The following is a 12118-nucleotide window of genomic DNA, read 5'->3' as shown; positions in this document are numbered from 1 at the left end:
GTATAATAATTAATTAAAAAAAATAAAAGAGGGTTGCTCTTTTATTTTTGTTGAAGAAATGTTTCTAAAATTAATTGTGCTGCTAAACTATCTTTTTTACTTTTCCGTTTTTGTCGCGATAAATTAGCTTCTAACATAATTTGGTGTGCTTGTCTGGTTGTCAACCGTTCATCAACTAAGTGAATTACAATTACAGGACTTAGCATTGGTTTTAATAATGCAATAAAATCATCAACCATCATTGCCCGTGGTCCAATCGTATTATTCATATTTTTGGGATAACCAATAACAAGATCACTAACCTTTTCATTTGCAATTAATGTTGCTAAATATTGTGCTGCATTTAAAAAATTGTGATCAGGAAACTGATAAACCCCATAACTTGTCGCAATCATCCAGTGACTTGTCGCAAGCCCCAACGTTTTAGTTCCGAGATCAACTCCTAAATAATATTTAGCCATGTTTTTGTAAAAACGCAAGGGGGTCTGCTAGTAATTTTGTAATAATAGTTTTATTTTTAAATCCAGTTTGAGCAACACTATTGTTTCCGCCCCCTTTACCATCAAGTAAGGGGTTTAATTGTTGAATAATACGATTAGCTTGATAACGATTATGTAAAGCATCACTAACCCCAATAACTAATTTTTGTTGGGTTGAATCAGTCATATCAACAAAGAAAATTAAAATATTAGAATACCGTGTTTTATAATCATCAATTAATACTTTTAAAGCATTAACATCAACCTTTGTTGAAAATTGATAAGTTAAAACTTGAATCCCGTTGTTTTCTTGTACTGGTAAGGCATGATATTGTTTCACAAAATCCCGAATAATAGCATTATCATATTGTTTTTGTCAATGCTTAAAACACTCTTTAAATTGATTTACTAATTGTTTTAATAATTTTCAATTCTGTTTTGAAACAGTTAAATTACTAATTTGGTCTCAAATTTGTTCTAACTGTTGATCAGTTAAAACCAATTTCCCTTGATTATATTTCTCAAAGTAATTAACTGCTTCAGTTTTTTCTTTTAGAAACTGCTCATTTAAATAACTAGCAATTGTTTTATTTGATGTAATAGCATGAATCCGAAATGTTCCTGCTCCTTTTGATTCAATTCCCGTTACTAATAAATCTTCGACATCTTGTGAATTAGCAACATGGGTTCCCCCACAAAGTTCACATGAATAAGTTCCAAATTTAATAATTCGCACTTCTTCATCATACTTTTCAGTAAAAAAAGCTAGTGCTTGATGAACGTCTAGTGCTGTTTGCATATCAGTATAAATTACTTCACAAGGAATTGCTGCGCGAATCGCTTTTACAACTGATGCTTCAACAGCCATAATTTCGGCAGTAGTAATTGGCTGATTATGTGTAATATCAATTCGTAATCGTTCATCATCATTATAAGACCCCGTTTGCATAACATGCGTTCCTAAAACTTCTCGTAATGCTGCATGAATTAAATGTGTTCCGGAATGATTTTTACGAGTATAAAATCGACGGTCACTATCAATTGAAGCATTTACTAAATCCTCTTTTTTTAATGTTCCTTCCACTTTAACATAATGTAAGTGTTGTTTATTTGGTCCTTGTTGAACATCTAAAACATAAGCTGTATTATTATCCTTTAAGATTAAACCATGATCAGCAGCTTGCCCACCCTTTTCAGCATAAAAAGGTGTTTCTGCTAAAATAAGATATCCCGTTGTATTTGTTAATTCAGAAACTGTGTGATCATTTGCGAACATAAAAACAATTGCTGTATTATTAACTTGTTCATGTTCATAACCAACAAATTTGCTAACAACATCTAATTGCGTAAAAAGTTCACTTTGCAACTGAATTGCTTTAATATCTTTCCGATTAGTTCGTGAAATTTCTTTGGCATTTGCTAATAATTCTTCAAAACCAATTCGATCAACTTTTATTCCCGCTTCGCGTGCTTCTTCTTCAATTAATTCAATTGGAAAACCATAACTTTCAAATAAGCGAAAAGCATGTTCTTTGGAAATTAGGCCATACTTTGCTTTAACTTCATTAAATAATTTGTTTCCTTGTTCTAATGTTTTTAAAAATTTATTTTCTTCATCTAATACCGCTTGTTCAATAATTGATTGTTTTTCAATTAAATAAATATAATATTCACTCATAATCTGAATTACGGTTTGCACTAATTGGGATAAAAATGGTTGTTCTAACCCTAATTTTTTACCATATAAACTAGCGCGACGAATTAACCGACGAATAACATACCCACGATCCTTGTTTCCTGGAAACGCCCCATCTGCAATCGCAAATGTTACTGCTCGTAAATGATCAGCAATTACTTTAAAAGCAGTATTAATTTTAATTTGCTGTGCATCATTGGTAAACAATGCCGTTTGATCATAATGATATTTCCCCTGCACTAATTTTTCAACTGCTTTAATAATTGGCATAAATAAATCGGTTTCAAAATTAGTTGGTGTTTCTTGAATAATAGAAGTAATTCGTTCCAACCCAGCACCAGTATCAATGTTTTTACGTGGTAAATCGGTATAAGTTCCATCCCCATTATTATTGTATTGAGAAAAAACAATATTTCAAACCTCTAAATAGCGATCATTTTCTAAGTCGTCTTGTAATAACTTGATTCCCATATGTTCAGAATCATATTTTTCACCACGATCATAAAAGATTTCGGTATTTGGTCCACATGGTCCTTCCCCAATTTCTCAGAAGTTAGTATCTTTACCCCCCTTAATAATTCGTTCGGGACTTAACCCAATCACATTATGTCAAACATCATATGCCTCCTGGTCATCTTTATAAACAGTAACATATAATTTGGCGGGATCAAATCCAATTCATTTTTTATCAGTTAAAAATTCTCAAGCATAAACAATTGCTTCCTTTTTAAAATAATCACCAATTGAAAAATTACCTAACATTTCAAATAAAGTATGGTGACGAGCTGTATGTCCCACATTCTCAATATCGTTTGTGCGAATTGATTTTTGGGAATTTGTTAACCGTGGGGCTGGTGGTGTTTTGCGACCATCAAAATATGGTTTTAATGTTGCCACCCCCGAATTAATTCATAATAATGATGGATCATCAACGGGAATTAACGATACTGATGGCAATTCGTAATGATTTTTACTTCGAAAAAAATCTAACCACATTTTTCGAATTGCATTTGCTGTAAGTTTTGTCATCCTAACTTTCCCTTCTTTTTAATAATTAATCAATAGAATTATAGCATACCAAAACAAAAAAACTTCTTTATTTCAAAGAAGTTAAAAGCCAATTCCTATTTTCGATAACCACGAAGTAGTAAATAAAATGAACTTAATAAGATGTTAATAAAGAAGAGAATCATAATAACTGGTACGACCGCTGGATATTGGAAATATTGTTTAAATTCAGTTCACATAAAAATTTGTCAAATTAAACCAATTACTAATCATGTCAACATTTGCACAAACATTAATAAGTTATAAGAAAATTCTTGCAACCGCGCTAAACAAAAGAACATAAAATAAAGGGGAATAAAACTAACAATCATTAACACAGTCGCAATTGCTAAAATAACTCAATTGGCTGTTACATAGCGAGTTGTTGAAGTAAAGGCTGGGAAAATCATTACGATTAGAAAACCAATCATTAATAAAATCATCCCAATGTTGCTTCCTAACCGTTGGCGTAATTCGTGACGAGAAGAAATATTTATATATCCTAACCAAGTGCTAAAACTTGCACCAATGCCACCACGATGACCCGATGATGATGGTAACAATAATTCAATTGCAATTCGAATTCCTAATCCAACCGTTAAAATTGCAACCGCAATTGGGGCAATAAAGATAAGAAAAACTGCGCCAACTTGTAAAACTCCTGGTGCTTGGCCAAAAAAGTTATCTAAACCAGTTTGATTAATATTTATCCCTAACACGGAAAAAACATTTGGTTGGTACTGAACATTATTAGTTCATGTCACTAAACCACCGTTCGTTAAATTATATCAATATTTTTCTTGGCCATTAACAAAATTTGAACTGTCCATAATTGCAACTAAAAATAACCCCAAAAATAAGGCAAGATATAACAGAATACCGCCCCCTGTTGATAAAATCTTTCCAACTAATAAGCGAATATTTCATCTTCAATGCGCAGCGGTTGCGTTTGTTAGTAAAACAACAACAAAAATTGCTATCCCAACAGCAAACAAACTTAAAATAGGAACAAAAATATATAAATCAATTACTCAAAATTTAAAAAGACTAAAACCATTTAAACTAAAAATTGCTTGAAATGATCCATATGATAATAAAAAATTTAAAATATTATAAGCACTATCACCTTGTAAACTTTCTAACGGATTGGGTGTCAAACCATTAACACTTAATGATTTAATAATTTCTTCTTTTAACGCATCTACTTGTTGGTTTAAAGTTGGAACAACTGCTCCGGCCATAATAATTACAATTCCTGCTAAAAATCATATGCTACTAAATTTTAGTCAAGACTTTATTGTCATAGCTGCCTCCATTTTCTATTTTCTTAAGTACTTTTATTATACCAAGAAAACCAATAACAATATATATTAATTTATTTTCTAATCTTATTGTTACATCATAACTCGCTCAACAATTTTAATATCGGGAATTGCCAATAATGACGAGAGAATTTGTTGGAACCGATCAGCGTTACTAATTTTAATAATTGTTTTAATAGTAATATTCATTAAATCACTTGAAATATTAGCTGTCATCATTTGCACTGAAGCGTTTAAATGACTTAATACTTTTGTGACATCAACTAACAAAGCGGGACGGTCAATTGCTTCAATTCGAATTGCACAATCATACTGCTTATTTTTACAAACCGCTTCATTTCAACTAACTTCCACTTGACGTTCTTGTTTATCACTACTTTGTAAATTACGGCAAGTTTTCAAATGAACTTTAATTCCTTCTGCTTTTGAAACATATCCGGTAATTTCTTCATATGGTAATGGTAAACAACATTGTGAAATCACAACTTTAATACTTGAAATTCCTTGCACAATAATATCATCTTTTAATTGTGCTTTTTTATATTGTTTATCTTGTAATTTTTTCAGAATTTTTTCATTCTGACTTGTTTCGCGATCTAAGTAAATTAAATTAATTGCTTCTACTACGGTGTATTCATCATTAGCAACATCTAATAAAAAATCTTCAATATTATTATAGTTAATTGCATGTAATCGTTCTAGTTGTGTTTCTGAATCAACTAATTTTCATTTTAAATCTTTTTTTGCAATATACTCTTCAATTTGTCCTTTTGTTTGCTTGATTTTTTCCAGATTAATTGATTTTGTATCATTAGTTGCTTCTGCTAATTCTTTTTTTAAATATTTTTTAATTTTTTGTAATGCTGATGATGTTTTAGCAACCACTAACCACGAATGATTTGGTTTTTGCGTTGCTGCTGTTTTAATATCAATAACATCACCCGATTTTAAAACTGTTGAAATTGGTGAAAATAAACCATTGATTTTTGCCCCAATTGTTTTTTCGCCAATTTCAGAATGAATTTTATAGGCAAAATCAAGGACGGTTGAACCAAATGGCAAGGTTACTACTTTTCCGTTTGGCGTTAAAACATAAATTAACGACGAAAAAATATCATTTTGAATACTCTCTTCCATTAAATGATCAGGTTTATAAACTTCTTGTTGAATTTCATCTCGTTCTTGCACTGAAATATTTTCTAAGTCTAAAATTCGTTTAAAAATATCTAAGCGATCATCAATATCTTTTTGTTTTTTAGCAATATCATAATTTTCGCCTTCTTTATAGCGTCAGTGCGCTGCAACTCCTTGTTCTGCTAACTCATCCATTTCTTCAGTTCGAATTTGCACTTCAAAAATAACACCGTCATCAGCTGCAATTGTGGTATGTAATGATTGGTATAAATTATGTTTTGGTGTTGCAATATAATCTTTAAAACGATTATTGAGTGGCGTATAATGTTGGTGCACAAAGCCTAATACTTTATAACATTCATCAACACTATTTGTAATAATGCGGACTGCTAGAATATCATGAATATCATCAAAGTTTTTACCAAATTGATTCATTTTTCGATAAATTGAATAAATTGATTTACTACGGCCATATACTTTGACCGCCATTTCTTTTTCAATAATTAAGACTTGTTTTAATTCTTCAATTTTTTGATTAATTGCATTTTCGCGTTCTTTATTACTTGATTCTAACAACGAAACAATTTTATTATATTGAACAGGATTAATAATTTTAAAACTAATATCTTCAATTTCTTGTTTAACCGCCTTCATACCTAACCGATGAGCAATTGCCGAATAAATTTCTAAACTTTCTCGGGCAATAATTTGTTGGCGTTCTGGTTTTAAATAACCAATTGTTTTTAAATTATGTAACCGATCGGCTAATTTAATAATAATAACACGAATATCTTTCGCCATTGATAAATATAATTTCCGTAAATATTGTGCTTTAAGTTGAGTTCGATTTTCTTTCGCAAAATAACTAACTTTTGTTACACCTTCAACTAAATTAGCGATTTCAATCCCAAACCGTTCTTGTAATTCTTCAAACGTAGCGGGCGTATCTTCTAACACATCATGCAGTAAACCGGCAATTAATGTTTTAGGTCCCATTCGTCATTGGGCTAAAAAAAAGGTTGTTCATAATGGATGATTAATATAGGGAATTCCACTATTACGAACTTGGCCTTGATGTTTTTCTTCTGCATATTCATATGCTTTGTAAATTTCTTTTAACGTTGTCACATCTTTGATGTACAACTTAATTTGGGCTAAGACCTCTTCGTATTTAATATCCCGATCCATTATAAACAACCCCTTTTATTTGTACTATTTATTAATTATATACCGATTATGCCGAATATTCAATCAGGGTTTTAATTGGATATGCGGTTAAATCCTTTTTACCATTTAAATATGTTAAGTCCACCACGAATGCTAAACCAACAATCGTTGCTTGTTGTTTTTTAACAAGTTCACAAATTGCTTGTGCTGTTCCGCCCGTTGCTAAAACATCATCAACAATTAAAACACGATCATGTGGTTTTAAATCTTCGACATGCATTTCTAACTGATTAGTTGCATATTCATAACTATACTTTGCACTAATAACTTGCCGTGGTAATTTTCCTGGTTTTCGAACCGGAACAAAACGAAGGTTCGTCACATAACTAACTGCTGGTACAAATAAGAATCCTCGTGCTTCTGGGGCAATAATCACCTTTGCTTGTTGAGCAATTGCATACGCTGCTAACTGATCAACAACCATTTTAAAAGCAGATGAATTATTTAAAATTGGGGTAATATCGCGAAAAATAACTCCTGGTTCTGGATAATTAGGAATATCAACAATAAAGTTTTTTAGTTCCGTTTTTGCAAAATCCCTTTCTTGGCTAATGATTAATCATTAATACCAATTACGATTTGTTCATCAATTTCAACTCGTTGTGAATCTAAATAATTTTTAACACGGATTTTATTTAAAGCCCGATATTTTTCTAACACCACTCAAATTGGAATTCCAACAAATAGGGTTGCAAACATTCCAACAATTAACCCAATTAAAATCACAATATTAAAGCCAAACCATAATCCCGAAAAAGCAGCTAAGGTAATTAATAAAATTGTAAACATAATTCCCAATGTTAAACAATGTTGTAACATTTGTTTAATTGTAATATTAGCAACTTTTTGCAAAAAGTTATGTTCATAATTATAAACTCTAAAGTCTTTCCGAACTTCACGAATCACTTTATGATTTTTGCTTTTAATATCTTTTGCCACTAATTGTGTTCGTTTTAACTGGTCATGATATTGTTTTTTAATTTCTCGTAATTTTAGTTCCGGGTGTTTTATTGCTAATTTCTTTAATTCTTCTTGATAATAAACTTTATGTGCGCGACGTAAACGCTTAATTTGGAAACGATGCTCTGACATATATGTAAAGAATGTTTCATATTCACGAATATTAATCGCCTTTTTATTTTGTTTTACACGAACCATTACCATTGTTGTAAAGGCAATCGCAAAACCAAAAATTGCTAATAATGCGATTGACATTTCAAATGTAATTAATAATTGGGTAATAATTGCAATCGCAATAGTTGTAACTAGCGTAAATAAACTAGCTAAAACCATTCCCACAAATTGCGATCAATCTAACCGGAATAAAGTATAAACAAAGATACATACTAATCCAATTCCAATACTAATTGCCGCAATTTTTAAAATATATCCTTCCATAACAGGATCAGTTTTTTGCAATGCTAATGAAGGATCATCGGGGGTTGCATTATAAAATGATGCAATGGCTGTTAATAATTCTCGCTCAAAAGTTCCTTTTGTAATATTTGTACCAACAACTAAGATGCGGTTATTAGCACCACTTTCTTGTTGCTTAAGAACATAAATATTATAACTAAAGTTATAACGGGCTGTATTACGAATACTTTCTAATTGCGTTGATAACTTTGTAATTGCTGTTTCATCGTCATCAGTTCCTCATAAATCTTGATTAATCGTAAAATTAATCCCTGACTTAATTGAATTAGCAACATTTGCTTTTCCAGCAAAAGCAATTGCTAATGCAACGATTAACAAAATAATTCCAACGATTGGGGTTCATTTTGTAATATTATAAAATGTTCATTTTCCGATTTTATGTTGTTTTCCTTTTTTGGCTGGTGCAATCCCGCCATTATCACCGTCTGCCATCGCAGGTTCATTCTTTGTTATTGTTTGTAACTGAGCGCTAGCTGCTAATGCTTCTGATGCTGTTGTTGTTACAACTCTTTTTTTCGTAAATAGTTTTCCTATTGAAAAACGCGAAACATCTAATCAAGGGTGTTTTTCTTGTCAACGTAACTTAATAACAATTCAATACATTAAACGCGCAACAGCAAACACCATTACTACGGAAATAATTAATCCCACCAATAAAATTGTAGCAAATGATTTAATATTATTTGTTCCTTGTCAGAACAGTGATAATCCCAAAATAATTAAAACAACTAATGCGTCAATGAAGACTGCTATTGTTTGTTTATTGGCAATTTTCATTGCTGGTTCAAAGGGAATTTGATTTTCATACCGCTCACGTTTATATCGTGAAAAGAATAACAAGTTTCCTTCAAGTGCTAAACCAAAAGCAATCAATAATGCCGCAATACTTTCTGGCGAAATTTGTACTTTCAAGAGTGAAGAAAAATATAATGTTGCAATTATTGTAAATAATAATGTTAAAATTGCGATAAAACCAAATAAACGATAATAAACTAATAGAACAATGAAAATTGCTAATACTAATACTCCTAAAATGATTAACGAAATTTTAAAAACATTAGCTGAAACAACAGGCGGAATTTCGCGATAACCACGAATAACAAATTCTAAACCACTTAATCCCCCATTAATTAAATTACTAATTTGGCGAGCTTCTGTTTCCGTTGAAATTGTAATTTGATTTGAATTCTCAGCAGCACCTGTTCCCAGTTTAATTGAATTTCAATTAATAATATGTTCTTTATATAAATCTGTTAACGCAGTATTATACTCAATAATTGTTTGTAAATATGGGCGTAACGGATCAATAAATTGATTTGTTGTTGCTGTTTTATCATTTGGATCAATTAATAATCTATCCGTTGGGACAGAGGTAAAACGAAAACGCAAATCTTCCATTCAAGTACGAACTTGTGAAATTGGGTAACTTAATGCTAAATCTAATAAATTACCAGTACGAAGTTGTGAGGTTCCGGCATCATAATATTCAACATTAAAAATTTGATAAATATTACTTCAATCACCCGCTGACACTTTACTACGAATTTCAGCATTAAAAACAGTTGCAATTGTTTGAATATTATCAGTATCATGTCGTAAATCATCAATAAATTGACCAATATCCGTTCAAATATAAAACGGTTCTGATTGACCCCCACCTTGTGATGGTTTTAAACCATTAATAATACTATCTCATTTTGTTTGATCTTTAATTTTTAATGTAATACTTGGACGACGATTTTGGTCAACCCCTGTTGTTGAACCTAAAATAACATCACTTAACGGTGTTCGCTCTTTTGTGCCATTATTATCACTAACTAGTAAGTCTTGTCCTTTACCATTTGTTAAGTAAATTGCTCCTAAACGTTGAATTGTTTTACTCAAGGCATTATAAGATTTAAACATATTTTTTCCAACAACAACTTCAACAGCATTACGACCTAATGTTTGTAAATACAAATTTTGATTTGATAATGGATCTAATTTATTACGTAATAAATCTAATCCTTTTTTACTATCCCCATTTGGAGTATCTTGTGAAAAATTAGGGTCACTTTTATCTAATACATTAACTTGAACTTGATATCCACCCGAATAAGCAATTCCAGTCTTATATGAATAACGAAAACTATCAGCTGAAAAATAAGCACCAATAATCATTGCGACAATTAAAACTAACAAAGTTCCAATTCGAATAATTAACTTACTAATTGCCTTTTTGTTTTTTGGTTCTTTAATTGTTTTCACTTGTTCGTTTTTCTTCACGTTTTACACCACTGTTCTATTTTAAAACTTTTCTCTATAAATTGTACACTATTCATTGTTTAATTTTATTATTTAATAAACATATCTTTAAAATCTTCTAAGGATAAATCAGTCGCAGTAATTTTTTGATTATTCATAAATTCAATCATCCGATTAATCTTGATATTAAAAATATAATAAGCTATTTCACTAACATCAACAATTGCCTTATCGACTAAAATTATTTTTATTAAATAATCGGCAACATCTTGTTCTGTAATATTTGGATTAGATAATTTTAAATCAACCGCTTTTAAACTAATCATTTTCCAGGCATAATTGATAATTTGTTCTTGTTCCTTTTTATGATTGTGGCTCATTTTTACACCTTACCTTAGTTCCAATTATTATTATAACCGACTTCTCAAAAAAATTAAGTAAATTATGTCTTTAATTTTGTCGAAAACTCTTGATGAAATAAAAAAAATCATCAATATGACAATTTGAAAACTAATTTTGTGTAAGATTATGATTTTGCTTTAAATTTTTTAAACGTTAAAATATAATACCGTTGATTGTTGGTTTGGTGTTAAACCTTTGTGTTGGTATTTTCATTTTCAGAGCTTTAAATAATTTTGAATATTAGTGAAACCCAAACCATGATAATGAATTAAGGCTTCTTTAAGACTGGATTGTAATTTACTAATCTTATTTAACTTTTGATAACTAGTATCAGGGTTTGTACTAGTTTTGGTGGAATATAGAGTAGAATTTGTTTGTTTTGCTACTAATAAATATAGTGGTTGCATATCAGAAATAATTATTGATTTTTCTTTAATTAGTTGCTTATTCATATTTTCAATAATCCATTGTTTTTGTAATCTTTTGGTATTGGTGGATTGAACAAAAATATTATTATTGCTATCAACTGCCATTTGAATACAGCATTTGGTATCAGTTGAAAATGGATCGAGATGATTTTTTCGTTTATCAAATTTATCTTTAAAATTGCCTTTATGAATTTCTTTAATAAATGTTTCATCCATTTGGATTTGACCATTTAATTTTTTAAATTTTAACTGTGTATTTTCTAATTGTTTTGATTGCATTAATTTTTGTCGATTATATCAAGCGGTTTTTGGGGTTGTTTTAATAAAACGAGAAATTATTTTACTAGATTGTCCTAACAATGAAATTTGAATTAATAAATTTCACTGTTCATAATTTAAATGACTTCAATAAGTAAAATGATGACGAAATGCATCAAAACTAGCACGACATTTTTTACATAAATATTTTTGTTTTCCTTCGGAATTATGACCATTTTTAACACAATGAAAAGATTTGCAATTAGGACATATAATGCCTTTATCTCTAAATTTTTGATCAATTTCATTTAAACGTTTTTGTTTTTTAATTAAGTCTGCTTGTTGTTTTATTTTTTCATAAAATTCTAAAAATTGATCATCTGTTAAGCTATTTATTAATTCTGTAATTATTTTTTTCATCATTTATTTACCTCCATATATTAA

At 30.0% G+C, this 12118-nt stretch carries 8 protein-coding genes; all 8 read right to left on the bottom strand.

The genetic code is table 4. The annotated features are described in order from the left end of the window. Positions 1 to 41: 41 nt before the first annotated feature. Positions 42 to 461: a Holliday junction resolvase RuvX gene (gene ruvX, locus ACOBME_RS10320; RefSeq protein WP_338966153.1), complete on the bottom strand. Its 420-nt coding sequence runs from the start codon at positions 459 to 461 to the stop codon at positions 42 to 44. Then, the gene (alaS, locus tag ACOBME_RS10315) at positions 454 to 3204 is read right to left on the bottom strand and encodes an alanine--tRNA ligase (protein ID WP_338966150.1); all 2751 of its coding nucleotides are present in this window, start codon (positions 3202 to 3204) and stop codon (positions 454 to 456) included. Before alaS ends, ruvX begins: the two co-directional genes overlap by 8 nt. A gap of 95 nt (positions 3205 to 3299) precedes the next feature. Then, positions 3300 to 4526: a motility-associated protein Scm1 gene (gene scm1 / locus ACOBME_RS10310; protein ID WP_419335192.1), complete on the bottom strand. Its 1227-nt coding sequence runs from the start codon at positions 4524 to 4526 to the stop codon at positions 3300 to 3302. Positions 4527 to 4616: 90 nt separating this feature from the next. After that, a complete protein-coding gene (locus ACOBME_RS10305; protein ID WP_338966145.1) occupies positions 4617 to 6866 on the bottom strand; it encodes a RelA/SpoT family protein in 2250 nt (749 codons plus the stop codon). A gap of 46 nt (positions 6867 to 6912) precedes the next feature. Next, entirely contained in the window at positions 6913 to 7458 is a 546-nt protein-coding gene (locus ACOBME_RS10300; RefSeq protein ID WP_338966605.1) for an adenine phosphoribosyltransferase, read from the bottom strand. A gap of 2 nt (positions 7459 to 7460) precedes the next feature. Beyond that, positions 7461 to 10589: a protein translocase SecDF, variant type gene (locus ACOBME_RS10295; RefSeq protein ID WP_419335190.1), complete on the bottom strand. Its 3129-nt coding sequence runs from the start codon at positions 10587 to 10589 to the stop codon at positions 7461 to 7463. Positions 10590 to 10675: 86 nt separating this feature from the next. Further along, positions 10676 to 10966, bottom strand: coding sequence for a hypothetical protein (locus ACOBME_RS10290; protein ID WP_338966139.1), 291 nt, complete (start codon positions 10964 to 10966; stop codon positions 10676 to 10678). A 168-nt stretch (positions 10967 to 11134) separates the two neighbouring features. Continuing rightward, positions 11135 to 12097, bottom strand: a complete 963-nt coding sequence (locus tag ACOBME_RS10285) for a transposase (RefSeq protein ID WP_419335050.1) — start codon at positions 12095 to 12097, stop codon at positions 11135 to 11137. Positions 12098 to 12118: the final 21 nt, after the last annotated feature.

The sequence above is a fragment of the Spiroplasma endosymbiont of Sarcophaga variegata genome (genome assembly GCF_965178695.1).
Lineage (GTDB): Bacteria > Bacillota_I > Bacilli_A > Mycoplasmatales > Mycoplasmataceae > Spiroplasma > Spiroplasma poulsonii.
The sequence above is the reverse complement of the archived record's forward strand: the minus strand, read 5'-3'. Positions and strand labels throughout refer to the sequence as shown.